Genomic DNA, 24,018 nt, shown 5'->3' with positions numbered 1-24,018 from the left:
GTGGACAGTCGTGCTGACGGCCGCACAGCGACTGCGGCGTAGCACCGACTTCGCCGCAGCGGTCCGGGGTGGTCGACGCGTCGGTCGTGGTGCCGTCGTCGTCCACCTGACGGTGCCGGCGACCTCCACACCCGCGGCCACACCCCTCGGGACAACCCCGCCGGAGCCGGCGCGGACCACCGATCCGGAGTTGATCTCCGAGTCGAGCCGCGCCGGCTTCGTCGTGTCCAAGGCCGTCGGTCCCGCCGTGGTCCGCAACAAGGTCCGCCGCCGGCTGCGGCACCTGGTCCGCGAGCGGTTGGCCGAGCTGCCGGCCGGCAGCACCCTGGTGGTACGCGCCCTGCCCACCGCGGCCGGGACGCCGTACCCCCGGCTGGCGGGCGACCTGGACGCGGCCATCGCCGCCGCCCGGCAGCCCCGGGGCCGGAGGTCGCGGTGAGCAGCAGCCCGATCGTGCCGCCGCGCCGGAGCATGGGTGCCCGGATGCTCAGTGGCCCTATCATCGCGTACCGTCGTTGGATAAGTCCGGCGTTGCCGGCCCGCTGCCGGTTCTACCCGTCGTGCAGTGCCTACGCCCTGGAGGCGGTGACCCGTCACGGTGCGTTGCGGGGAGCCGGCCTGACGGTCCGGCGGCTGTCGCGCTGCCACCCTTTCCACCCTGGTGGACACGACCCGGTGCCGGAGCCGGGCCGCCGCCGACGCGCCGACGTGACTGGAGTCTGAGAATTGAGTCTCGACTGGATCTACTACGCGATCTCGTGGATCCTGCTGACCTGGCACTCGGCGTGGGACGCCATCGGGGTGCCGGTCGACGCGGTCCTCGGCACCAACTGGTCGTGGATTCTCGCCATCGTCTTCCTGGTGGTCACCGTCCGGGTGATCCTCTTCCCGGTCTTCGTCAAGCAGATCAAGTCCCAGCGGGCGATGCAGGCGCTCCAGCCGAAGGTCAAGGAGCTCCAGGAGAAGCACAAGGGTGACCGGGAGACGCTCCAGAAGGAGATGATGGAGCTCTATCGGAAGGAAAAGGCCAACCCGCTGATGGGCTGCCTTCCGATGTTCCTCCAGATCCCGGTCTTCCTGGGGCTCTTCCACGTGCTGCGCCGGCTCGACCCGGCCAAGGAGGCCAAGAGCCTCTACGGCTGGACCGCCGAGCAGTTCGACAGCGCCTCCAGCGCCAAGATCTTCACCGCCCCGATCGCCGGCAAGTTCGGCTCCACCGCCGACGAACTGGCCCGGCTGGGCGCGAACGGCACCACCGTGAAGGTGATCGCCGGCATCCTGGTCCTGGTCATGATGGGCACCACCTACCTGACCAGCCGCCAGATGATCCTCAAGACCGGCTGGGCCGAGGACCCGCAGCAGCGGATGATCCAGCGGCTGATGCTCTACGGCATCCCGCTCTCCCTGCTGGTCTCCGGCTCGATCTTCCCGATCGGTGTGATCATCTACTGGGTCACCAACAACCTGTTCACCCTCGGCCAGCAGCAGTGGGTGCTCCGCAAGTTCCCGCCGCTGGTGACCAACAAGGGGGTCGCCGGCGGCAAGGCGACGACCCCGGGTGGCCGCAACCCGGTGCAGCCGGCCAAGTCCGGTGGTTTCCTCAACCGGAACAAGCCCGTCGCGCAGGTGCCGGCGAAGCCGGCCGCGCCGAAGGTCGCCGGGCCGAAGCCCGGTGCCAAGCCGGTCAACCCGAAGAAGGGCCCGGCCAAGCGCCAGGGTTGAGCCGCCGGGCTGCCGTCGGCACGACCGGCGGCAGCCTCCGGTACCGCGCAGCCGCCGTGACGGCCGGCGCCGGACCGGACCCGCCGCGCCCGACGCGGCGGCCGGGACCGCCCCCACCAGACGTGCCCGTGTCGAGCCGGCCCCCATCCGCCGGCCGCCCCGGGAGACCAACGGACCCGACGGTCCGGCCGAGCTAGTACGGAGATGACACCGTGACCGACACCAGCATCCCCAGCGCGGACGCCTCGCTCGACGAGGAGACCGTTCCGACCGCCGCGACCGGTGAGGGTGAGTCCGCCGACGGCGGCAAGGAGAAGAAGTCCGCCGGCGAGGGTGAGTTGTTCGCCCAGAGCGAGATCGCCGCCGACTACATCGAGGGTCTGCTCGACATCCTCGACTACGACGGCGACATCGACGAGCTGGTCTCCGGTGGCCGTCCGGTCGTCGAGGTGGTCGGTGGCCGGTTGCAGAACCTCGTCGGTCAGCGGGGTGCCACCCTGGAGGCGCTCCAGGAGCTGGCCCGGCTGGCCGTGTTCCGGCAGACCGGTTCCCCGAGCCGGCTCCTGCTCGACGTGGGCGGTTACCGCGCCACCCGGCGCAAGGAACTCGCCGCCGTCGCCAAGAACGCGGTGGAGAAGGTCAAGGAGCACGGCGAGCCGGTCCGGCTGGAGCCGATGTCGGCCTTCGAGCGCAAGTGCGTACACGACGTGGTCAACGCGATGAGTGGTGTGGAGAGCGAGTCCGAGGGTGTCGAGCCGACCCGACGCATCGTCGTCCGGCCGGCGGACTGAACTGGTGCCCACCGACGACGTCACGACCGATACCGCTGCCGGCCCGGGTGCACCACCACCCGGGCCGTCGCCCGATCGGCCCGTACCCTCGGCGCAGGACGCCGCGCTCCCGACCGAGCTGGCCGCCGCCGCGCGGACGCTGTTCGGGGACCGGCTCGACCTGGCCGTCCGGTACGCCGAACTGCTCGCCACCGACGGCGTGGTACGCGGCCTGATCGGCCCCCGCGAGGCACCTCGGATCTGGGACCGGCACCTGCTCAACTGCGCGGCTGTCGCCGAGCTGATCCCCGAGAACGCCAGCGTGATCGACGTCGGCTCCGGTGCCGGCCTGCCCGGGGTGGTGCTGGCGATCGCCCGTCCGGACCTGAACGTCGTACTGGTCGAGCCGCTGGCCCGGCGCACCTCGTTCCTCGTCGAGGCGGTGGAGCGGCTCGGACTGGCCAGGACCGTCCGGGTGTTCCGTGGGCGGGCCGACGAGGCGGCCACCGGAGCGAACGGTGTCGGCCCGTTCACCGCCGACGTCGTCACCGCCCGCGCGGTGGCACCGCTGGACCGGCTCGCCACCTGGTGCCTTCCCCTGGTCGTCCGCGGTGGACGACTGATCGCCCTCAAGGGGGCCTCCGCGGCGGACGAGATCGTCGAGCATGCCGGGGCGGTCGCCGCGCTGGGCGGAGGCGAACCGACGGTACGACTCTGCGGCACCGAACTCCTCGACCCGCCCACCACCGTGGTGGAGGTCGTCCGGGAGCGGGTGGTCCGTACCCCAGGCGTGAAGATGGCGCCGAAGCGGTCGCGTGGAGGCCGTAAGCGCGTCCGCTGACCCTGACCTGTCGGTGCGGAGTGCCGCGCGGCGTGGTGGGCTGGCCGACGGGCGGGGACCACCCAACCGTCCGGATAACGAAGATGGACCCGCCGCGCCCGTCCCCCGTAGGCTGACCGCGCGTCGATAGTGTGGGGCGGGCGGATGTTCGGGTGCACCGGATACCGATCGCCCCCGCCGGGCCGTACGCCCTGCGGTGCGAGCGCGTGTACGGCAAGCGAGACGGGGTGCGGACCGACCATCCGGAGCGGGTAGGGATGACAGGTGCATGACGACGGCAGGTACGACGACCCACGGGTGAACCGGCCCGAGGGGCCGGGCTCAGGCGTGGACCCTGTTTCACGTGAAACCGACCATCTGCAGGGCTGGACGACGGGCGGGCAGCCCATGATCCGGCCGCCGGAGCGCGATCCCGGGGTGCGCCGGGAGCCGCCCGCGGTGGGTGCCGCCCGTCCGGTTCCCGAGTCGTACGTGCCACCGCCTCCCGTGCCGCCCGGCCCCGACGGTCGACCGGTCAACGCCCCTGACGACCGGACGACCACCCCGGTACGACGGAACGCGGGGGCATCCTCGCGCTTCGAGGCACCGGTGCAGGGCAACACGCCACCGGTGCCCGTACAACCCCATCCCGGCGCGGTGCCCGATGCCGTGACCATGGTCGGCGCTCCCGCTCCCGGGGCCGTCGATGCGGCGGACGCCGCGTACGTTTCACGTGAAACCCCGACGCGCGAAGAGGATGATCCACCGTTGGCTATGGAGGCGATGCGCGCCGTGCAGATCCTTAATCCGAGTGGCGAGGTGACCATGCCCCGTCCCGAGCGGACCCGGGTGATGTGCGTTGCCAATCAGAAGGGCGGCGTGGGTAAGACCACGACCACGGTGAACCTGGCGGTGGCCCTGGCCCTGCACGGGAACCGTGTGTTGGTGGTCGACCTCGACCCGCAGGGCAACGCTTCCACCGGGTTGAACGTCCCGCACCACACGGGCGTGCCGGACGTCTACGACTGCCTGATCGACAGCGTGCCGCTGGCCGAGGTCGCCCAGGAGGTCGAGGGCATCCCCAACCTGTGGTGCGTGCCGGCGACCATCGACCTGGCCGGTGCCGAAATCGAACTGGTCTCGGTGGTCGCCCGGGAGTCCCGGCTGAACCGGGCGATCGAGGCGTACCCGGGGCACTTCGACTACGTGTTCATAGACTGCCCGCCCTCTCTCGGCCTGCTGACGGTCAACGCTCTGGTGGCCGCCCAGGAGGTGCTGATCCCGATCCAGTGCGAGTACTACGCGCTGGAGGGGCTGAACCAGTTGATAAACAACATCAATCTGGTACGCCAGCACCTGAACCCGAAGCTGGCCGTCTCCACGATCCTGCTCACCATGTACGACCGCCGTACCCGGCTGGCCGACGCCGTGGAACAGGACGTCCGCAACCACTTCGGTGACAAGGTTCTCCAAGCGGTCATCCCCCGTAACGTCCGCGTGTCGGAGGCCCCGAGCTACGGGCAGTCCGTGATGACCTACGATCCCGGATCGCGGGGGGCTACGAGTTACTTCGAGGCCGCCCAGGAGATCGCCGAGCGCGGTGCCAAGGAGCCGGTGAACCGGAATGCGTAGTGCGGACGAGTCGCTGGGAGGCGTCGTATGAAGAACCGTCCCCGGGGCGGTCTGGGTAGAGGGCTCGGTGCGCTGATCCCGACCGGGCCGGTGCAGGAGAGCAGTACGGCCACGGCGACCATGCCCGTGGAGGTCGACCCGGCGCGTCCGGTGATCGAAACGTCCGCCGATCCCGTGAGCCCGGCCCCGTCGATGCCCACCCCGACGGTCAGCGCGCCACCGCAGCCTGAGGAAACCCAACTCAGCCCGGTACCCGGTGCGCGCTTCGCGGAGATCTCCGTCGACGCGATCGTGCCGAACCCCAAGCAACCCCGGCATGTCTTCGACGAGGAGGCGTTGGAGGAGCTGAAAACCTCCATCCAGGAGGTCGGCTTCCTCCAGCCGATCGTCGTCCGTCAGCTCGACGGCGAGAAGTACGAACTCGTCATGGGTGAACGGCGCTGGCGTGCCGCCCAGGCGGTCGGCCGGGAGAGCATCCCGGCGATCGTCCGGGAAACCAAGGACGACGCGATGCTCCGGGACGCGCTCCTGGAGAACATCCACCGGGCCAACCTCAACCCGCTGGAAGAGGCCGCCGCGTACCAGCAACTGCTGGAGGAGTTCGGCGCCACCCACGAGGAACTGGCCCGCCGGATCGGGCGCAGCCGTCCGCAGATCTCGAACACGATCCGACTGCTGAACCTGCCCCCACAGGTCCAGCGGCGGGTGGCTGCCGGTGTGCTGTCGGCCGGTCACGCCCGGGCGCTGCTCAGCCTCGACGAGTCGGAGGCCCAGGAGCAGCTCGCCCTGCGCATCGTCGCCGAAGGACTCTCCGTACGGGCCACCGAGGAGATCGTCGCCCTGGCGCTCAGCGACGGCCCCACGAAGACGCCGGCTGCCAAGCGTCGGGCCAAGCCGCACGCGCCCGCGCTGACCGACCTGGCCGACCGGCTCTCCGACCGGTTCGACACCCGGGTGAAGGTGGACATCGGTCGGAGCAAGGGAAAGATCACCATCGAGTTCGCCACGGTGGACGATCTGGAGCGGATCGTCGGCATCATCGGCGTCGGCGAGGAAGAACAGGCGGAACCCGAGGACTGACGACCGTCCGGGTCACCGGGTCCGGTTTCGCCGGTACGGCCCGGCCGCCCGCCTCTGCCGCGCAGTCGTCGTTCCCGGCCGCGTATCCGCTCGGGTACGCGGCCGGTTGCTGCCCAATGGAGTCGTCCGGCCGGGCGGCTGGACCGTCGGTGGCCGACCTGCCCGGGAGGGCATGGGACCCGGTGTGCGGCAGCTGGCTCCTCCAGGCCCCACGCATTCGTCGGGTGGGCCCCTGACGACCCCGTCACCGGTGTCGGGCTCGCTGCCGTGGGAGGGCGTGGCCGTCTGGCGGCGGCTTTCACGAGCCACTTCCGCAGGCCCGGTTTCACGTGAAACCGGGGCGTGGCGGTGGTGCCCGGAGCGTTGAGACCGCAGGGATTCGTGGCGTGGTGGCCGCAGGGTAATGGTGCCCCGGTGAAGGTCGGAGCGGAGACGGTCAGGCTCGTCGGGCACGAGCGGTGGAGGGCAGCGCCTAGCGGGTCGAGAGACCACCCGCCTCGATGCCTGCGGTATCGGGGCGAGTAGTGCCGGGCGATGAGACACCGCGTGCGACGAAGGCGGGCAGGGGCCGTGGATGACCGGCCAGGCAACCAGATCCCCGCTCGCCCGTCGCATGACCGGACGAGCCTTGCGGAGGCAGTGCCGTCTCCGACCGACGCCGGTCGTGACGACTGCCCGGGTCCGGGGAGCGGCGGGCGGCATGCCCCGTCGCTCCCCGGGCTCCCAGCGACTGACGGCGCGCGCAAGCCGCCCGGTGGGTTCGGCCCGGTGGGACTCGGCCCGGCCGACCGACGCGACACCCGCCACGGACCTGCTCGTGGGCCGGCCCGATCCGGGGTTGCCAGCGGAAAGGCCGCGATGGTCGCCTCACCCCTCGGGGGTAATCTGCTGGCCGCTCAGATCGCCTGGAGCGCGACGACTACCCCGACCCACAAGTGGAGTCCGTCCGATAGGCGCAGAGGCCGACACGATTGATCTGAGGGCCGCCAGCGGTTGGCCGTGTCCGATGGGGCGTCGGGAAAGAAGACAGACGTGTCCGACGGCGCAACGTTTCACGTGGAACAGGGGGCACCGGGGGTGCACGATCGCCCGCCGCCCGCCGCCCGCCGCCCGCCGCCCGCCGCCCGCCGCCCGCCGCCCGCCGCCCGCCGCCCGCCGGGACCCGCCACCGCTCACCACCCGAGAACCGATGTCGACCCGGTGCCCCGATGTCGACCCGGTGCCCCGATGTCGACGTCGACCCTCTGGCCACATTCCCCGCACCTACCCGCCGGTGCTCCGACCGTCTCCCGGCACCCGCACGGTCGCTTCCCACGGACCTGCTGCCAGGGTCGGACGGAATCTCGTGGCGGCGGCACCTCCGCACGGGTGGTGCTCGACCCGCCAGCAGGCGAGTGGTGCCGAGAGGCGGCACGCAGCACCGAGGCACGACGCCAGCCCAGGCGAGCCCCGACACTCCACCCCGGTGTTGTTTCACGTGAAACCCGTCGACCGGCTCACCACGAACAGCGGCACGACATCGAAGCGAGAGGGGGAGGGCGGCCTGTGTGGATGGCGATCGGTCCCCACCACTAGCCATACGGGGCCGCCCGGTCTCCTGGAGGCGGACAAGGAGCCCCCCGTGAGTCGACGATCCCAGGCATCCGTTGGGGAAAACGGCGGCCGTCCAGCAGCCCGGCGAACCCCTCGATCGTTGAAGAAGACGGACCCCTGGTTCCTGTGAACAGTGCTGTGGATGAAGCACCGGAGTTATCCACAGAAGTTTTCCACAGGCTGCGCCCGTTTCACGTGAAACAGCGCGTCAGAACGCTCGCCAGCCTGTGGATGACGGGGTGTGCTGGTGATCTCATCAGCCTGTGGACAACCGCCATGACACCCCTCCGCACGCCCCCGTCGGTCGCCTCCCGTTGGCCGAAATCCCCTCATGATCAGCGGCGTTCGGGGTAGGGACAGCAGTCCTCGTCTCGGTTAGGGTCAGCGTCGTGCACGACACCCCTCCCCCCTCGGTTCCGGACTTCACCCAGTGGCCGTCGTTCCCCTTCGAAGGTGACCTCCGGGTCAAGCAGCTCGACGAGCCGGTAGCGGTCGAGCCTCCCCGCAAGGGCGAAGGGCTCCGGGAATGCATCGCCTGCAACGCGCCGGACGACGCGTACATCTGGGTGGGTGAACGCTGGCGGGTGCGGGCGATGGACCGTCCCACCGGCCTGCCGATGGTGCTCATCCTGGAGTCGCGGTCCCACCTCGACCTGGGCGACCTACCCAACCTGCTCGCCGCCGAACTCGGGGTGATGACGGTTCGGCTGGAGCGCGCCATCCGCTCGCTGGACGGTGTCGCCCGGGTACACGTGAACCGATGGGGCGACGGGTCCGCCCACCTGCACATGTGGTTCCTGGCCCGGCCGTACGGTCGGCTACAACTGCGCGGCACGTTCCTGTCGCTCTGGGACTCGATCCTGCCCCCCATCTCGGAATCCCAGTGGCGGGAAAACCTCGCGCACGTCGCGGCCTGGCTGGCCGAGTTCGGTGGACGCCCGCTCGCCGAGCCGCCGCGCATCCAGTGGCAGACGCCCTCCAGCATCGCCGCGCAGTCGTCGGCCGAGGCTGCGGCCGCAGCCGCCGAGGAAGCCGTCTCGGTGATCGAGTCGGCGGAGGAGACCCCGCTCCCGGTCACGGAGAACGCGCCCACCCCGGACCTGTCCACCGGGTCGGGAGGAGCCTCGGTCGACACCGTGGCGGAACACGCGGCGTCGGGGGGAGGAACGGTGGAAGAGCCGGGCAACGGCACCCCGGGCGACGACCCCGAGCCGGAGACCGGCCGGGACGCCGACGGTCAGCCCGCCGAGGCTGCCCACCCGGACGGCGGGTCCGAGGGCACCGGTACCGGTTCGGCGTCGAGCGGTCCCGACGATCCGGCGACGGAGATCACCGGGACCGACGAGCCGGCCGGAACCGGGAAGGGCAGCGGCGGAACCGGGGAGGACAGCAGCGGAACCGTCACCCGGGACACCGTCCGACACTGACGGACCGCCGGCCGCAAGCCGGCCAAGGGTCAGGAGCGGCGGGCGGCGGCCCGACCGACGAGCGTGCCGAGGACCTGGCCGAGGTCGAGCCCGGCCGCCTGGACCGCCAACGGCAGCAGCGACGTCTCCGTCATACCGGGCGAGACGTTGACCTCCAGCACGTGCGGCTGGCCGTCCCCGTCGACGATCAGGTCGACGCGGGACAGGTCACGCAGCCCGAGCGCGGTGTGCGCGGCCAACGCCACCTCGGCCACCGCACCGGCGACGGCCGGGTCGAGCCGGGCCGGCGCGTGCCAGGTGGTACGGCCGGCGGTGTAGCGGGCCGCGTAGTCGTACACGCCGTTGCGGGGGACGATCTCCACCGGCGGCAGCGCCTGCGGTCCGTCGCCCAGGTCGAGCACGGACACCGCGACGTCCATCCCCGCCACGTACCGTTCGACCAGCGCCGTCGAGTCGTACGCGAAGCAGCCGACCATCGCGGCCGGGAGGGCGGCGGCGTCCTTGACCACGGCGGCACCGAGGCCCGAACCGCCCTGCGTCGGCTTGACCATCAGCGGCAGCCCGAGCCGGTCCACGATCCGGTCGAGCACCGCCACCGCACCCAGCTCCGAGAAACGGTCGTGCGGCAGGGCCACCCAGTCGGGGGTGGGAATGCCGTTCTCCCGCAGCACCGCCTTGGCCGACGGCTTGTCCCAGGCCAGTCGGGCGGCCCGCGCGTCACAGCCGACGTAGGGCGCGTCGCAGAGGTCGAGCACACCCCGCAGCGAACCGTCCTCGCCGGTCGCGCCGTGCAGGGCGATCACCACGGCGTCGGGCGGGTCGGCGGCCAGCGCGGGCAGCAACGCCACGTCGGCGTCCCGCAATTCCGCCTCCACCCCGGCGCTGCGCAACGCGTCGAGGACCCGCCGGCCGGACCGCAGGGAGACGTCCCGCTCGTAGGACAGGCCGCCGGCGAGCACGAGCACGTGCAGGTCGGCGGCGGTGGAACCGGTCACGAGGGAGCGCTCGACGGGGGTGGCAGCCATCCCGGAATCATGCCAAGTCGGGGCCGGGGACGTCCGGACCACCCCGCCGGCTCCCGGTCGGCGTGACCGCGCCGAAGACCTGCCGCAGGGCCAGCTCCTGCTCCATCACCCGGGCCAGCCGGCGCACCCCCTCGCGGATCCGCTCCGGGGTGGGGAAGGAGAAGTTGAGCCGCATGTTGCCGGTGCCGGTGCCGTCGGCGTAGAAACCGGTCCCCGGCACGTAGGCGACCCGGGCGGCGATGGAACGTGGCACCATCGCCTTGGCGTCCAGCCCGTCGGGCAGGGTGGCCCAGACGAACAGCCCGCCGGTGGGCCTGGTCCAGGTGGTGCCCTCGGGCATCTGGTCGTGCAGCGCGCCGAGCAGCGCGTCCCGCCGCTCGCGGTAGACCTCCCGGTAGACCTTAAGCTGTTCGCGCCAGGGCATCGTCGACAGGTACGTCGAGACGGCGGCCTGCGCGAAGGCGCTGGGGCAGAGGATCTGCGCCTCGCTGGCGATGACCAGCTTGTCGCGGACGGCGTGCGGGGCGAGGATCCAACCCACCCGCAGCCCGGGAGCGAAGGTCTTGGAGAAGGTGCTCAGGTAGAAAACCCCGTCGCGGCGACGGGCCCGCAGCGGCGTGGGCGCGTCGCCCTCGAAACCCAGCTGGCCGTACGGGTCGTCCTCGACCACCAGCAGGCCGGCCCGCTCGCAGATGTCGAGCACCCGTTCCCGCCGCTCGTCGCTCAGCGTCACGCCGGCCGGGTTCTGGTAGGTGGGGATGGTGTAGAGGAACTTGACCCGACGACCGGCGCGGGCCTGGTCGGCGATGGCCACCTCCAGGGCCTCCGGGATCAGCCCGTCGTCGTCCATCGGCACGTGCACGACCTGGGCCTGGGCGGCCTGGAACACCCCGAGTGCGCCGACGTACGTCGGACCCTCGGCGAGCACCACGTCACCCGGGTCGAGGAAGAGCCGGGCCACCAGGTCGAGCGCCTGCTGCCCGCCGACGGTGACCACCACGTCGTCGGGGGAGGCGCCGCAGGAGGCGTCGATGCCGGAGAGCGCCATCACCTCGCAGATCCGCTCGCGCAGTTCCGGGCTGCCCTGGCCGATGCCGTACTGGAGGGTGGTGGAGCCGAACTCGGAGCCGAGCCTGCCGAGCATCTCGCCGACCGCGTCGAGCGGCAGCGCGGCGATGTAGGGTGCGCCACCGGCGAGCGAGACGACCTCCGGCCGGCTGGCGACCGCGAAGAGGGCCCGGATCTCCGAGGCGGTCATGCCCCGGACCCGCCGGGCGTACCGGTCGGTGTAGTCGTCGAGCGTCGTGCCGGTCATGACATCACCTCGATCGGGTGTCGGTCGGGCTCCCGCCCGCTGGGGTACCCGCGGTGCCGGCGACCATGGCGGCGCGGGACGCCGGTCGGCCGATCGTAGTCCCCGTTCGGCAGATTGCCGGTCACGATCCGGGTCGGGTCCACATCCCGGACGTCCCCTCCCCGTCCCGGGTGGCCATTCGCGCGTCCCCTCCCGTACGGTCGCCAGTCGGCGTACGATCGCTCGTCGGGGACGCAGCGGGCGATGCTGCCGCCGCGGGCTGGTCTCGCCTCCGAGCCTAAGTGTGGGGATGCTCTGATGTCGCGACGTCTGGTCAGTCTGACCCTGGACACCCTGGAAGACCTGCCCCGGCCGTGCCGGCAGTGCGTCTACTGGGAGCTGGACCCGGTCTCCGCCGAGCGGGCCTGCGCGAACGGTGACCCGGGGCTGGAGAAGGAGGCGTGGGTCTCCCAGACGCTCCTGGAGTGGGGTTCCTGCGGCAAGCTGGCGTACGTCGACGGGATGCCTGCCGGCTTCGTGATGTACGCGCCGCCGGCCTACGTACCCCGGTCGATGGCGTTTCCGACCTCGCCGGTCTCGGCGGACGCCGCGCTGCTGATGACCGCCAACGTGGTGCCGGCCTTCGCCGGCGGCGGGTTGGGCCGGATGCTGGTGCAGGGTGTCGCCCGGGACCTGACCAAGCGGGGCATCAAGGCGATCGAGGCGTTCGGCGACGCGAAGTTCGGTGACGAGCCGGACGACACCCGGGCCTGTGTCGCCCCGACCGACTTCTTCCTCTCGGTGGGCTTCAAGACGGTCCGTCCGCACCCCCGCTACCCGCGCCTGCGGCTGGAGTTGCGCACCGCGCTGAGCTGGAAGTCCGACGTCGAGTACGCGCTGGAGAAGCTGCTCGGTTCGATGAGCCCGGAGAGCCTGCTGCGGCCGGTGCGCCCCGCCCCGGCCACCCGCTCCAGCGCCGGCTGAGCGGGCCGCCGACCGGGGCGCCGGTTCAGTCCCGGCCCGCGCCGGCCGCCACCACCGCGCGGAGCGCGCTCACGTCGATCGAGCCGGTCGGCACGTCCCGTTCGACCGGGAAGAACATCCGCTGTACGGCCGCCACGAGCGCCTCGACGATCCGGTCCCGGAACCGGGGGTCGACCAGCCGGGCCCGGTCCTGCGGCGAGGTCAGGTAGCCCACCTCGACCCGTACGGCGGGCATCCTGGTCAGCCGCAGCAGATCCCACGCCTTGGCGTGGGTACGGCAGTCGCGCAGCCCGGTCCGCGCCACGATCTCCCGCTGCACCAGCCCGGCGAGGCGTTCCCCGGTGGCCGAGGTGACGCCGTTGTCGGTGCCGTAGTGGTAGGTGGCGACCCCGTCGGCGGCCGGATTGACGTGGCCGTCGGTGTGCAGCGAGATGAACACGTCGGCGCCGAGGGAGTTGGCCAGCTCCGCCCGGTCGATGTCCGGCAGGCAGGTACGCGGCGCGGGGCCCCGGGTCAGCTGCACCCGGACGCCGGCCGCGGCGAGCCGCCCCTCCAGCCGGCTGGCCAGGTCGTGCACCAGGTCCGCCTCGGTCCAGCGCAGCGTCCCGTCGGGCACCACCACGCCCGGGTCGGTGCCGCCGTGGCCGGGGTCGATGACCACGGTGCGCCCGACCAGGGTCGGCCCGGACTGTCGGATCGCGTCGGACTCGCGCAGCCACTGGGGGCGTCCGCCGACCACCTTGCGGCCGAGCCGGCGCAGCGCGCCCATCGTGTACGGCCCGCAGGAGCCGTCCGGTTTCAGCCCCACCTCCCGCTGGAACTGCGCCACCGCCCGCGAGGTGCGGACGCCGTAGACGGCGTCCGCGCCGCCGACGTCGTACCCCATCTCCAGCAGGCGTTCCTGCAACGACCGGACGTCCTCGCCGATCAGCGGGTCGGGCACCGCGTGGTAGAGGGTGCGCGCGCCGAGCCGCCAGCGGGCGGCGTCCAGGGCCCGCCAGGTCTCGGCACCGACCCGCCCGTCCGCACTGAGCCCACGGGACTGCTGGAAGGCCCGCACGGCCCGTTCGGTGGCGGCGTCGAACTCGTCGCCGGGCGCGGCGAGGAGGTCCAGGCCGGTCAGGACGGCACGGATCTCGGTCACTGCCGGTCCGCGGTCACCGGGTCGGATCGGACGCACGCAGGACCCCCTCAGAGGTTGGCTGCCGGGCACCTTCGATGACGGCCACGCTTGCGCGTCCGGTAGGACCAGCGCTTACGGAGCGTACCGTGGCCGGTTGCCGTCGGCCGGGGGTTCGTGCAGGTCAGGGACCGGAACAGCCGGAACCCCGCACCCGGTGGGGGTGCGGGGTTCCCGGTGGTGGAGCGCGGTTACAGCGCCGACTCGATCAGCCGGACCAGTTCGCCCTTCGGCTTGGCACCGGCGATCGACTGCACCGGCTCGCCGTTCTTGAAGATGGTGAGGGTCGGTACGGACATCACCCGGTAGGCGCGGGCGGTCTCCGGGTTCTCGTCGATGTTGAGCTTGACGATGGTGACCTGGCCGGCCATCTCGCCGGCGATCTCCTCCAGCAGCGGCGAGACCTTGCGGCACGGCCCGCACCACTCGGCCCAGAAGTCCACCAGGACCGGCTTGTCGGACTTGAGCACGTCAGCGGTGAAACTGGCGTCGGTGACGACCTTGGTCGCTCCCACTATGACCCTCCTTCTCAGTTGTGGTGTTGCAGTCGTTCAGCTCAGGGTGGCGATGAACCGCTCGGCGTCGAGGGCGGCGGCGCAGCCGGTGCCGGCGGCGGTGATCGCCTGCCGGTAGGTGTGGTCGACCACGTCACCGGCGGCGAAGACGCCCGGCACGCTGGTACGGGTGCTCGGCGACTGCACCTTCACGTAACCCTCGTCGTCCAGCTCGACCTGGCCGCGGAAGAGTTCGCTGCGCGGGTCGTGGCCGATCGCCACGAACACGCCCGTCACGTCGAGCACCTTGACGTCGCCGGTGTGCACGTTGCGGACCCGGACGCCGGTCACCTTGCCGTCGGCGCCGAGCACCTCCTCGACGGTGCTGTTCCACTCCACCCGGATCTTGTCGTTGCTCAGCGCGCGGTCGGCCATGATCTTGCTGGCCCGGAACGAGTCGCGCCGGTGGATGATGGTGACCGACTCGGCGAACCGGGTGAGGAAGCTGGCCTCCTCCATCGCGGAGTCGCCGCCGCCGACCACCACGATGTGCTGGTTGCGGAAGAAGAACCCGTCACAGGTGGCGCAGGACGACACGCCGTGGCCCAGGTACTCCTGCTCGCCCGGCACGCCCAGCGGACGCCAGGCCGAGCCGGTGGAGAGGATGACGGCCCTGGCCCGGTAGGCGGTCTGCCCGACCCACACGGTGCTCACCGCGTCGGAACCGGTGTCGCCGGTGTCCTTCAGCTCGACCCGGGTGACGTCGTCGGTCAGGAACTCCGCACCGAACCGCTCGGCCTGCTTGCGCATGTTGTCCATCAGCTCGGGGCCGAGGATGCCGTCGGCGAAACCGGGGAAGTTCTCCACCTCGGTCGTGGTCATCAACGCACCGCCGGACTGCACACCCTCGATCACGAGTGGCTTGAGGTTGGCGCGTGCGGCGTAGACCGCCGCCGTGTACCCGGCCGGCCCGGAGCCGATGATGATCAGGTTGCGGACCTCGTCCACTGCCGTCTCCCGATGTGTGTGTACGACATCGGCGGCGTACCGACGTCGATCCGAGCGCCGACGGTTCAACGACGTCGGCGGCTGACTTGCAGAACGTCATCGTACGAACCGGGGATTCCCGGACCGGTCGTCCGGTGGGTCACGTCACGCGATGCGGGACGAGCGGTGACCGGGCCCTCACCCTACCCGCGACTGGTAGCGGGTGTCCGCGCCGGACCCCGGCACACCGCACTCCGCGCCGCTCGCCCACGCCCAGCGTCCACCGCTGGGATCGGTGAAGCGGACCACCACCGCCGGCAGGCCGTTGAACGTGGCGTAGTCGACCACCTCGATGGCGATCGGCCCCCGGTTGTGCTCGGCTGCGATGTCGGCGAGGCAGGCGTCGAGCGCCGCCCGCCCGGTCAGCCGGTCCAGCCCTGCGGGGGCGGCGAGCCGCTTGCTCTCCGGCGCGCCGGGGCTGATCTGGGTAGTGACCCCCGGGCCGTCACCGGGCGGGAGACCCGGCGGGGTGGCGGTCTGGACCAACGGGGCCTCCGTGGTGCCCCGCAGCGTCGACGGGGACCAGTCGACGCCGCTGCGCCGGGTCTCACCGCTGAACCGGAACCCACGATCCGCGCGCTCCTGCGCCGGGCCGGCCATCGAGGTGGCCCCGTCCCGGTCGGTGGTGCCGTCGACCAGGTGGGCGACGCCGAAACCCACCGCGGCCAGCGACGCCGCAGCGAGGGTGACCGGCCCGGCCAGCCGCGCCCAGCGTCGCCGCCGGCCGGGGCCCGACGGATCGGCACGTCCCTCGTCGGGACGACCGCCGGGAGTACGCCGACCGCCCGGCTGCGTCGGCACCGGGCCGGCTGCCCGGACCGGCCGGACGTCGCCCGGTGCGGCCCGGCGGGTCGTCGCGTCGTCGTCGGCGGGCGGGTCGGCGGCCGGACCGGCACCGGCGAGCACGGCGGTGAGTCGCTCCACCACGGCCAGCGGCATCTCCGGTGCGGCGGCACCCCAGCCGGCCAATGCGTCGTGCACCCGGGCCACGGCAGGCGTCAGGGCGGCGTACGCCTCGGCCCAGGCCGGGTCCTCGGCCATCAGGCGGGCGACGACGGTCTGCTCCGGGGTGCCGTCCAGTGCCCCGCCCACGTAGTCGGCGAGCAGGTCGTGGTCGACCTCCCTGAACTCCCGGCCCGTCACTGCTCCTCCTGGATGGCGTCCCGCCGGGCCTGCCCCGACCCCGATCGGACGTCGCTGGCCGGCTGCCGGTTCCCGGGTGTGACGTCGGGAACGTCCCGACCCGTCCGGCGGGACCCGTCCGGCGTGGCCGACCCGACCGGGGGGTGGTCTCCTCCGGTGCGCAGGTGCCCCAGCACGCCGGCCAGCCGGGCCCGGCCCCGGGCGCACCGGCTCTTCACCGTGCCCTCGGCCACGCCGAGGATCCGGGCGACCTCGGCGACCGGGTAGCCCTGCACGTCCACCAGGATCAGCGCGGCCCGCTGCTCGACCGGCAACCCGGCCAGCGCCTGGCGTACCACCAGGGCGGTGTCGTGGTCGGTGGCCGGGGCGGCCGGTTCGACGCCGCCGGTCCCCCGGGCGTCGTCGGTGTGGTTGCCGTCGGGCAGCGGGACGGTGGGGTGCGCCTGCCGGCGGCGGAGCCGGTCCAGGCAGGCGTTGACCACGATCCGGTGCAGCCAGGTGGTGACGGCGGAGTCGCCCCGGAACCGGCCGGCGGCGCGGTGGGCGGACAGCAGCGCGTCCTGGAGGGCGTCGGCCGCCTCCTCCCGGTCGCCCGTGGTTCGCAGAGCCACCGCCCAGAGCCGGTCGCGGTGCCTGTGGAAGAGTTCGGTGAAGGCGTCCCGGTCACCGGCGACGTGGGCGCGGAGCAGATCCAGGTCGGTGGTCTCGGGGTGCGACACCACGACCGACGCCGGCCCACCGGTCGTCGGGTCGGGTGACTGCCCGCCGCGACCGACCATCACCACGTCCGGCGGAGGCGGTGACGGGGTCGCGGCCGGCGGATCACGATCCCTGGACCGAGATCTCCTGGACGCCCAGCTTGAAGCCCCGCTCGGTGGAGGGCAGCTCGGTGATCCAGAAGAGCAGGTACTGGTACTTCTGCTCGGGGTCGAAACCGTCGAAGGCCATCTTGGTGCCGTCGTGCTGCTCGAACGGCTGGCCGATCCGGGTCTTGAAGCCCTTGACCAGGTCCTTGTCGCCCTGCGAGGTGGACGGGAAGTCGCCGTTGCCGGTGAACAGCGCGGCGGAGACGCCGGAGTCCGACAGGGTGGCGGTGAGCGACTTGACCGTGTGCGGGGCACCGAGGTCGATCCAGACCCCCATGCCCTTCTTGTAGTTGCTGAAGTTGGCCGAGTAGTAGGTGTCGGTCTCCCAACCCTTGTCCTCGTCGCCGTCCATCATCTTCTCGGCGTCGTCCAGCTCGTTGCGCTGCCGGCTGTCCGGGTCGATGATCCGGATGTCCTGGATGGCGAGCTTGCGCACCACGGGGGCCGGGGTGGCGTCGCCGGCCGGCGCGCTGTTGGAGGGGCGGGCCACCGGCTCGGTCTCGGGGCTGTCGTCGCCGCCCAGGGTGGTGATGCCGATGAGCAGACCGACGAGGGCGACCGCCAGCAGCCCGGCGATGCCGATCGCGACCTTCCGGCCGCCCGCGGCGGCCAGCGGTGAACGGTCCTCGACGCCGTCGGCGGTGAACCGGATGGTGCCGGTCTGGTCGAGGAAGTGGTCCTCGGCGGGAATGTCGAGGCGACCCAGCTCGGCGGAGAGCACGTCCGACGACGGCGGGGCGATCTCGGCGTCGAGCAGGTCCATCGTCAGGTCGTCGAGGTACGCCGGGACGCCGGCCCGGACCTGCCGGGGTGCGGCGATGGCGCCGCTGGCGTCGCGGACGGCGTCCGGGATGGCGGCCCGGCCGTGGCCGGCGGTCGCGCCGCGCAGCGGGGCCTCGGCGTGCGGCCAGTGACCGGTGAGGGCGAAGTAGAGGACACCCCCCACCGCGCGGATGTCGGCTTCCTGGCTGTCGTCGCCGTCGGTGCGGGCGTCGGCCAGGACCACCCGGCCGTCGTCGCTGATCATCACGGTGCCGGGGTGCACGTTGCCGTGGACCATCCCGGTGGCGTGCACGGCGGCGAGGGCGCTGGCGACCGCGTTGCCGACGGCGGTGGCCCGGGCCGGGTCCATCGGCCCTTCGGCGACCAGCTCACGCAGGGAACGGCCGTCGACCCACTCCCGGACGACGTACGCCCGGACGTCCTCGTCGATCGCGTCGTAGACGCCGACCAGGTTGGGGTGGATGACCCGGCTGGCCGCCACGGCGGCCTGGAGCATCTCGGTGGCCGAGTCGCCGCCGGGGTAGCGGAGCACCACCGCCACGGGTCGGCGCAGGATGACGTCGACCCCCCGCCAGACCAGGCGCCCGGCACTGTCGTTGTTGATGTGCTCGACCAGCTCGTACCGCTCGGCGAGGATCTCACCGGCCGTGGGAGCACCGAAGGTCATGACCGGAGGAGCAGTTTCCTCCGCCTCCTGACCCTCGCCGACCTGGGTCACCCGTCCTCCCTCGGTGATCGTGTCGATCGATGGACCCGCGCTGCTGGGCATGTGGCTTCCCGCTCCGCCGTCGCTGGAACCGACCGGCGGCGTCGACTCGGGCGTCGGCCACCTGCCGTGTCCGTCGACAGCGACCTTACCCGGACCGCCCGTCATACCGACATGTCATCTTCCCGCCGCGCGCGACGGCCTGTCGCATATGGGGCGGAAAGTCCGTTTAACGCCACTCTCTCCCACGTTGCTGACACATGTACTGGCCAATCTAGACGCCCGTCGCAAACCACCGGCGTCCGGGCCGACCCGCCGGGAACGATCAGGCGTCGGCAGGTCTGGTTCCCGCCGAACGGTCGTACATGCTCAGCCTTACGGTTGGTTATCCACAGCCCTTTACGGTGACTGAGCGGGCAATCACCAAGTTATCCACAGGCGTGTCCCCAGGCTGGTGATCCTCGTTCACCCTGCGTGTCCCCTGCCCGGTCGAGGGCTGGCCGGCGGCTCAGCGGCCGAGCCGCCGGCGCACCATCGCGACCACCTCGGTGATCTCGCCGATCCGCAGCACCATCGCCAGGCCCAGGTACGTCCCGCCGATCACCGCACCGCCGAGCACCAGCCGCACCGCCGCCGCCAGCCGGCTCAGGTTCTCCGGGTCGCCGGGCAGCAGGTTGACCACCAGCAGCCCGACCAGCGCCGCGCCGAGCGCCGCCACCAGCACCTTGCCCATGGTCCGCATGATCCGGCCCAGCCCGATCCGGCCCACCCGGGGCCGCAGCAGCATCGCCGAGAGCACCGCCGCCGCCACGTACGAGATGGCGTTGCCGAGCATCATGCCGGCCGCCGCGAAGGTGGCCGAGAAGGTGACGAAGACCCCGATCTGCACGGCCACCCGCAGGATCACCACCGGGATGTTGACCAGCGCCGGGGTACGGGTGTCCGGCAGCGCGTAGAAGGCGAAGGTGAACAGCTGGCTGATCGCGAACGGCACCAGACCCAGCGCGGCGACCAGCAGCACGAGCGAGGTGGCCAGCGCGTTGTCACCGTTGAACGCGCCGTACTGGAAGACCACCACGGAGACCGGGCCGGCCAGCACCGCGTAGCAGACCGCGATCGGGGCGAGCACCGCCGTCACCATCCGGGTGCCCCGGGACAGGTCGGCGGTGACGTCGGTGAACCGGCCCTCGGCGGCGGCGGCGCTCATCCGGGGCATCAGCGCCGTGATGATCGAGACGGCGATGATGCCGTGCGCCATCATCAGCAGCAGGAAGACGTTGTTGTAGATCAGCAGGCCGGCGTTGCTCTCGTCGCCACCGGCGGCCCGGGTGAGCAGGTTGACCACCACGAACAGGCCGAGCTGGTTGACCGCGACGTAGCAGAACATCCAGCCACCGAGCCGGGCCAGCTCACGCAGGCCCAGCTCGCGGAAGTCGAACCGCGGCCGCCACCGGAAACCCACCTTGCGCAGCGCCGGCAGCAGCCCGGCCGCCTGCACCGCCACGCCGAGCAGGGTGCCCCCGCCGACCAGCAGGACGCGGTCCCAGCCGATGTCCTCCGGGCCCAGCGCCTGCGCGCCGTACACCACGATGTAGAGGCCGAACGTGCCGATGACGACCAGGTTGTTCAGGATCGGCGCCCACATCGGCGCGGCGAAGTGCCCCCGGGTGTTCAGCACCGCCGCGATCAACGCGCTGATGCCGGTGAAGAACAGCATCGGCAGCATCAGGTACGACAGGTTGGTGACCAGGCTCGTGTACGCCGCGTTCTTGCCGCCGGCGTAGAGCGTGGTCAGGGTCGAGGCCAGCAGCAGGGCCAGCACCACGGTGACCGCGAGGGCCAGCACCGCGAGGGTCAGCAGCCGCTGGGCGTACGCCTCGCCCCGGTCCGGGTCGGTCTTGCTGCGGCGTACCAGCACCGGGATCAGCACGCTGGTCAGCACGCCGCCGAGCAGGAACTCGTACACCTGGTTGGGCAGGAACTGGGCGGTGGTGAACGCGTCGCCGACGGCGCTGCCCAGCGCGGCGCCGATCATCAGGTTCCGGATGAAGCCGGTGCCCCGGCTGACCAGGCTGCCGACCGCCATCACCGCACTGTTCGCCGCCGCGCTGGTCTCGGCGACCACCTCCTGCGGCGGCGCGGTCGCCTCCACCCCCGGCTGGTTCAACGGATCGGCGGAGATGAAGGTCGCACCGTCGTCGTACGGCCGGGGACCGTCACCCCCCTGCGCGGCGTTCGCGCTGCGGTAGAGCCCGCCGCTCATCTCCAGCCTCCCCGGGGTACGTCGGAGCCGGCACCGGTCCGCACGTCCATGACCATAGTCAACCCGTACCCGACATCCGCGCCCGGCGGATCGGTTCCCGTCCCCGCCCGATAGGCTGGCGATCCCATGTCCGAAGCCTCCACACCCCACGCCGCCGCACGCCGTGAACTCACCACCGTGCAGCGCAACGCCGTCGCCGAACTGCTCCGCGTCTCCCCGGTCGCCGACGAACTGGGCCGCCGGTTCGCCCGCGCCGGGCACGAACTGCACCTGGTGGGTGGGTCCGTCCGCGACGCCCTGCTCGGTCGGCTCGGCGACGACCTGGACTTCTGCACCGACGCCCACCCCGAGCAGACGCTACGGATCGTCCGGGGCTGGGCCGAGTCGATCTGGGAGACCGGTCGGGAGTTCGGCACCATCGGCTGCCAGCGCGACGGCCTCCGGCTGGAGGTCACCACCTTCCGCGCCGAGGCGTACGACCAGGTCAGCCGCAACCCCGTCGTCGAGTACGGCACGAACCTCACCGACGACCTGAAGCGGCGGGACTTCACCGTCAACGCGATGGCGGTCAGCCTCCCCGACCACCGGTTCACCGACCCGTACGGCGGGCTGGACGACCTGGCCGCGAAGATCATCCGTACCCCCGGCACGCCCGCCGAGTCGTTCGGCGACGACCCGCTGCGGATGCTGCGGGCCGCCCGGTTCGCCGCCCAGCTCTGCTTCGCCGTCCACCCCGACGTGCGGGCGGCGATGGTGGCGATGGCCGCCGACCTGGACCGGATCACCGCCGAGCGGGTCCGCGACGAGTTCACCAAGCTGCTGTGCGGCACCGACCCGATCACCGGGCTGCGGCTGCTCGTCGACACCGGGCTGGCCGACCGGTTCCTGCCCGAGCTGACCGGCCTCAAGCTCACCATCGACGAGCACGCCCAGCACAAGGACGTCTACGAGCACACCCTGACCGTGGTGAGCAACGCGGTGTCGTACGAGACGGACGGCTGCGACTTCGTGCTCCGGATGGCCGCGCTCATGCACGACGTCGGCAAGCCGGCCACCAAGGCGGTCGGTCCCGACGGTCGGGTCAGCTTCCACCACCACGAGGTGGTCGGTGCCCGGCTGACCAAGAACCGGATGAAGGCGCTGCGCTACCCGAAGGACGTCACCTCCCAGGTCACCAAGCTGGTCGGCCTGCACCTGCGGTTCTACGGCTACGGCCGGGGCGAGTGGACCGACTCGGCCGTGCGCCGGTACGTCACCGACGCCGGTGACCTGGTGGACCGGCTGCACAAGCTGACCCGCTCCGACTGCACCACCCGCAACCGGCGCAAGGCGGCCCAGCTCGCCGCCGACTACGACGCCCTGGAGGAGCGGATCACCCGGATCGCCGCCGAGGAGGACCTGGCCCGGGTCCGGCCCGACCTGGACGGCAACGCGATCATGGAACTGCTCGGGGTGCCGCCGGGGCCGGTGGTCGGCCAGGCCTGGCAGCACCTCAAGGAACTGCGGCTGGAACGTGGCCCGCTCGACCGTGACGAGGCCGAGGCGGAACTGCGGCGCTGGGCCGCCGAGCAGGGCCTGAGCTGACCTGAACGACGCGAGGGGCCGCCCGGCGCACGCCGGACGGCCCCTCGTCGCGTACGGGTCAGCGGGTCTCGACCGCGCTGCCCTCGACCGGCGGCTTGCCGTTGGCCGGGGACCCGGCCGACGCCGCGCCGAGCTTGGCGAGCAGACCGGCGAGGTCGATGCCGGTGAGGTCGGAGCCGAGCTGGAGGCCCTGGGCCACGTTGCCGGCCACCGACTTGGTCAGCGACGACGCCCCGTCGGTGGAGATCACCGTCAGCTTGTCGATCGCGCCGATCGGGGCGCTGGCCGCCTCGACCACCTGCGGCAGCACCTTGACCAGCAGGTCGAGCACGGCCGCCTCGCCGTACGCGGCGAACGCCTCGGCCTTGCGGGCCATCGCGTCGGCCTCGGCCTGACCCCGGGCCAGGATGGCCGTGGCCTCGGCCTGGCCCTCCCGCTCGACCGCCTCGGCGATCGCGGACCGCCGCCGCTGCTCGGCCTCACCCTCCTTGGCACCCTCGATCGCGTTCGCCTCGGCCAGCGCCGCCCGGCGGGCCCGCTCACCCTCACCGGTGAGCCGGGCCTGCTCGGCGGCGGCCTGGGCGGCGGCGATGGTGGCCTGCCGCTGCGCGTCGGCGTTCAGCACCGCCGCGTTGCGGGACGCCTCCGCCTCCTGCTCCACCTTGTACCGCGCCGCGTCGGCCGGCTTGCGGACCTCGGTGTCGAGCTGCCGCTGCTTGAGTTCGGCGTTGCGCTCGGCGACCTTCTGCTGCTCGGAGAGGATCGCCTGGTCCCGCTCGGCCTGGGCGAGCGGTCCGGCCGCCGCCGACTTGGCCTTCGCGGCGTCGATCTCGGCCTGGATCGCGGCCTGCTTCAGCGACAGGTTCCGGTTCGCCTCGGCGATCGCCTCCTCGGCCAGCAGCCGCTCCTGCTCGGCCTGCTGCCGGGCGCGCGCCTCGGCGATGGCCGCGTCCTTGAGCACCCGGGCCGCCTCCGGCCGCCCCAGATCCTGCAGGTACGACCCCTCGGCCAGGATGTCCTGGAGCTGGAAGGTGTCCAGCACCAGACCCTGGTTGGTCATCGAGTGCTCGGCCTCCTCGGCGACCGCGTTGGCGAACGCTGCCCGGTCCCGGATGACCTCCTCGACGGTGAGTCGGCCGACGATCGAGCGCAGTGCGCCGGCCAGCACCTCCCGGGTGAAGTTGTCGATCTCGTCCTGCTGGTGCAGGAAGCGCTGGGCGGCGGCGCGGATCGCGTCCTCGGTGCCGCCGACCTTGACGATCGCGACACCGTGCAGGTCGGCCCGGATGCCCTGCTTGCTGACCGCGCCCCGGATGCCGACGTCGATGCGGCGGCTGGACAGGTCGAGCGACTGGAGCTTCTGCACCACGGGCAGGACGAAGACCGACGCGCCGAGGACGACCTTCTGGCCGGAGTTGTCGGTGGACCGGCCGCCGTCGGCGGTCTGCGTGGTCCGACCCTTGCGGCCCGTGACGATGAACGCCTCGTTCGGCCCGGCCACCTTGATCCGGGAGAGCACGAACAACACGAGGACGAGGGCGAGGACGACCGCGCCGCCGATGGCGATGAGGAGAGGCATGGTGGTTCCGTCTCTGCGAGAAGAGG

General features: G+C 72.0%; 20 protein-coding genes. 10 read left to right on the top strand and 10 right to left on the bottom strand.

Going from position 1 to position 24,018, the window contains the following annotated elements:
* Positions 1-10: 10 nt before the first annotated feature.
* From rnpA to ACN261_RS09175, 8 genes are all read left to right on the top strand, one after another.
* Complete coding sequence (gene rnpA, locus ACN261_RS09210) at positions 11-439, top strand: ribonuclease P protein component (RefSeq protein ID WP_421484814.1); 429 nt, start codon at positions 11-13, stop codon at positions 437-439.
* A 44-nt stretch (positions 440-483) separates the two neighbouring features.
* Positions 484-723 carry a membrane protein insertion efficiency factor YidD gene (gene yidD, locus ACN261_RS09205; RefSeq protein ID WP_204925644.1) on the top strand — a complete coding sequence of 80 codons (240 nt, stop codon included), beginning with the start codon at positions 484-486 and terminating at the stop codon, positions 721-723.
* A 3-nt stretch (positions 724-726) separates the two neighbouring features.
* Positions 727-1,722, top strand: a complete 996-nt coding sequence (gene yidC, locus ACN261_RS09200) for a membrane protein insertase YidC (RefSeq protein ID WP_204925522.1) — start codon at positions 727-729, stop codon at positions 1,720-1,722.
* Positions 1,723-1,934: 212 nt separating this feature from the next.
* Positions 1,935-2,513: a protein jag gene (locus tag ACN261_RS09195; RefSeq protein WP_425849510.1), complete on the top strand. Its 579-nt coding sequence runs from the start codon at positions 1,935-1,937 to the stop codon at positions 2,511-2,513.
* A gap of 118 nt (positions 2,514-2,631) precedes the next feature.
* Positions 2,632-3,333 carry a 16S rRNA (guanine(527)-N(7))-methyltransferase RsmG gene (gene rsmG / locus ACN261_RS09190; protein ID WP_425853579.1) on the top strand — a complete coding sequence of 234 codons (702 nt, stop codon included), beginning with the start codon at positions 2,632-2,634 and terminating at the stop codon, positions 3,331-3,333.
* A 264-nt stretch (positions 3,334-3,597) separates the two neighbouring features.
* Positions 3,598-4,944: a ParA family protein gene (locus ACN261_RS09185; protein ID WP_421484813.1), complete on the top strand. Its 1,347-nt coding sequence runs from the start codon at positions 3,598-3,600 to the stop codon at positions 4,942-4,944.
* 27 nt (positions 4,945-4,971) lie between these two features.
* Complete coding sequence (locus ACN261_RS09180) at positions 4,972-6,024, top strand: ParB/RepB/Spo0J family partition protein (RefSeq protein WP_421484812.1); 1,053 nt, start codon at positions 4,972-4,974, stop codon at positions 6,022-6,024.
* Between the two features lie 1,982 nt (positions 6,025-8,006).
* The gene (locus ACN261_RS09175; protein WP_421484811.1) at positions 8,007-9,044 is read left to right on the top strand and encodes a hypothetical protein; all 1,038 of its coding nucleotides are present in this window, start codon (positions 8,007-8,009) and stop codon (positions 9,042-9,044) included.
* A 29-nt stretch (positions 9,045-9,073) separates the two neighbouring features.
* Here ACN261_RS09175 and ACN261_RS09170 read toward each other — a convergent pair whose 3' ends face one another.
* Together ACN261_RS09170 and ACN261_RS09165 are read right to left on the bottom strand one after the other, a co-directional pair.
* A complete protein-coding gene (locus ACN261_RS09170) occupies positions 9,074-10,069 on the bottom strand; it encodes a D-alanine--D-alanine ligase family protein (RefSeq protein WP_425849506.1) in 996 nt (331 codons plus the stop codon).
* 7 nt (positions 10,070-10,076) lie between these two features.
* Positions 10,077-11,384 carry a PLP-dependent aminotransferase family protein gene (locus tag ACN261_RS09165; protein ID WP_425849503.1) on the bottom strand — a complete coding sequence of 436 codons (1,308 nt, stop codon included), beginning with the start codon at positions 11,382-11,384 and terminating at the stop codon, positions 10,077-10,079.
* 297 nt (positions 11,385-11,681) lie between these two features.
* Here ACN261_RS09165 and ACN261_RS09160 point away from each other — a divergent pair, with 297 nt between their 5' ends.
* The gene (locus tag ACN261_RS09160; RefSeq protein WP_088643653.1) at positions 11,682-12,347 is read left to right on the top strand and encodes a GNAT family N-acetyltransferase; all 666 of its coding nucleotides are present in this window, start codon (positions 11,682-11,684) and stop codon (positions 12,345-12,347) included.
* A 25-nt stretch (positions 12,348-12,372) separates the two neighbouring features.
* Here ACN261_RS09160 and ACN261_RS09155 read toward each other — a convergent pair whose 3' ends face one another.
* The 7 genes from ACN261_RS09155 to murJ all read right to left on the bottom strand — a co-directional run bounded on the left by ACN261_RS09155 (position 12,373) and on the right by murJ (position 20,652).
* Positions 12,373-13,527 carry an N-acetylmuramoyl-L-alanine amidase gene (locus tag ACN261_RS09155; RefSeq protein WP_421484808.1) on the bottom strand — a complete coding sequence of 385 codons (1,155 nt, stop codon included), beginning with the start codon at positions 13,525-13,527 and terminating at the stop codon, positions 12,373-12,375.
* Between the two features lie 191 nt (positions 13,528-13,718).
* Positions 13,719-14,042: a thioredoxin gene (gene trxA / locus ACN261_RS09150; RefSeq protein WP_088643651.1), complete on the bottom strand. Its 324-nt coding sequence runs from the start codon at positions 14,040-14,042 to the stop codon at positions 13,719-13,721.
* 36 nt (positions 14,043-14,078) lie between these two features.
* On the bottom strand, positions 14,079-15,029 hold the full coding sequence (gene trxB / locus ACN261_RS09145) for a thioredoxin-disulfide reductase (RefSeq protein WP_421484807.1): 951 nt from the start codon (positions 15,027-15,029) through the stop codon (positions 14,079-14,081).
* Between the two features lie 177 nt (positions 15,030-15,206).
* Positions 15,207-16,211, bottom strand: coding sequence for a hypothetical protein (locus ACN261_RS09140; RefSeq protein WP_421484806.1), 1,005 nt, complete (start codon positions 16,209-16,211; stop codon positions 15,207-15,209).
* Positions 16,208-16,990 (bottom strand): RNA polymerase sigma factor SigM, encoded by a 783-nt coding sequence (gene sigM / locus ACN261_RS09135; protein WP_421484805.1) that lies wholly within the window; start codon positions 16,988-16,990, stop codon positions 16,208-16,210. Before sigM ends, ACN261_RS09140 begins: the two co-directional genes overlap by 4 nt.
* A 43-nt stretch (positions 16,991-17,033) precedes the next feature.
* On the bottom strand, positions 17,034-18,629 hold the full coding sequence (locus tag ACN261_RS09130) for a protein kinase family protein (protein ID WP_357924799.1): 1,596 nt from the start codon (positions 18,627-18,629) through the stop codon (positions 17,034-17,036).
* 445 nt (positions 18,630-19,074) lie between these two features.
* Positions 19,075-20,652: a murein biosynthesis integral membrane protein MurJ gene (gene murJ / locus ACN261_RS09125; RefSeq protein WP_421486958.1), complete on the bottom strand. Its 1,578-nt coding sequence runs from the start codon at positions 20,650-20,652 to the stop codon at positions 19,075-19,077.
* Between the two features lie 303 nt (positions 20,653-20,955).
* Here murJ and ACN261_RS09120 point away from each other — a divergent pair, with 303 nt between their 5' ends.
* Positions 20,956-22,413 (top strand): CCA tRNA nucleotidyltransferase, encoded by a 1,458-nt coding sequence (locus ACN261_RS09120; protein ID WP_421484804.1) that lies wholly within the window; start codon positions 20,956-20,958, stop codon positions 22,411-22,413.
* A gap of 58 nt (positions 22,414-22,471) precedes the next feature.
* On the opposite strand, the gene ACN261_RS09115 is transcribed toward ACN261_RS09120, so the two are convergent.
* Positions 22,472-23,992, bottom strand: coding sequence for a flotillin family protein (locus ACN261_RS09115; RefSeq protein ID WP_425849497.1), 1,521 nt, complete (start codon positions 23,990-23,992; stop codon positions 22,472-22,474).
* Positions 23,993-24,018: the final 26 nt, after the last annotated feature.

It is taken from the genome of Micromonospora sp. WMMD723 (genome assembly GCF_049863385.1).
In the GTDB taxonomy this organism is placed as follows: domain Bacteria; phylum Actinomycetota; class Actinomycetes; order Mycobacteriales; family Micromonosporaceae; genus Micromonospora; species Micromonospora wenchangensis.
The sequence above is the reverse complement of the archived record's forward strand: the minus strand, read 5'-3'. Positions and strand labels throughout refer to the sequence as shown.

Coding starts and splice junctions, on each gene's coding strand:
- ACN261_RS09130 (WP_357924799.1), bottom strand. CDS start 18,629: ATGCCCAGCAGCGCGGGTCCATCGATCGACACGATCACCGAGGGAGGA.
- ACN261_RS09120 (WP_421484804.1), top strand. CDS start 20,956: ATGTCCGAAGCCTCCACACCCCACGCCGCCGCACGCCGTGAACTCACC.
- murJ (WP_421486958.1), bottom strand. CDS start 20,652: ATGGCGGTCGGCAGCCTGGTCAGCCGGGGCACCGGCTTCATCCGGAAC.
- sigM (WP_421484805.1), bottom strand. CDS start 16,990: ATGGTCGGTCGCGGCGGGCAGTCACCCGACCCGACGACCGGTGGGCCG.
- ACN261_RS09165 (WP_425849503.1), bottom strand. CDS start 11,384: ATGACCGGCACGACGCTCGACGACTACACCGACCGGTACGCCCGGCGG.
- ACN261_RS09160 (WP_088643653.1), top strand. CDS start 11,682: ATGTCGCGACGTCTGGTCAGTCTGACCCTGGACACCCTGGAAGACCTG.
- ACN261_RS09170 (WP_425849506.1), bottom strand. CDS start 10,069: ATGGCTGCCACCCCCGTCGAGCGCTCCCTCGTGACCGGTTCCACCGCC.
- yidD (WP_204925644.1), top strand. CDS start 484: ATGCTCAGTGGCCCTATCATCGCGTACCGTCGTTGGATAAGTCCGGCG.
- ACN261_RS09180 (WP_421484812.1), top strand. CDS start 4,972: ATGAAGAACCGTCCCCGGGGCGGTCTGGGTAGAGGGCTCGGTGCGCTG.
- ACN261_RS09115 (WP_425849497.1), bottom strand. CDS start 23,992: ATGCCTCTCCTCATCGCCATCGGCGGCGCGGTCGTCCTCGCCCTCGTC.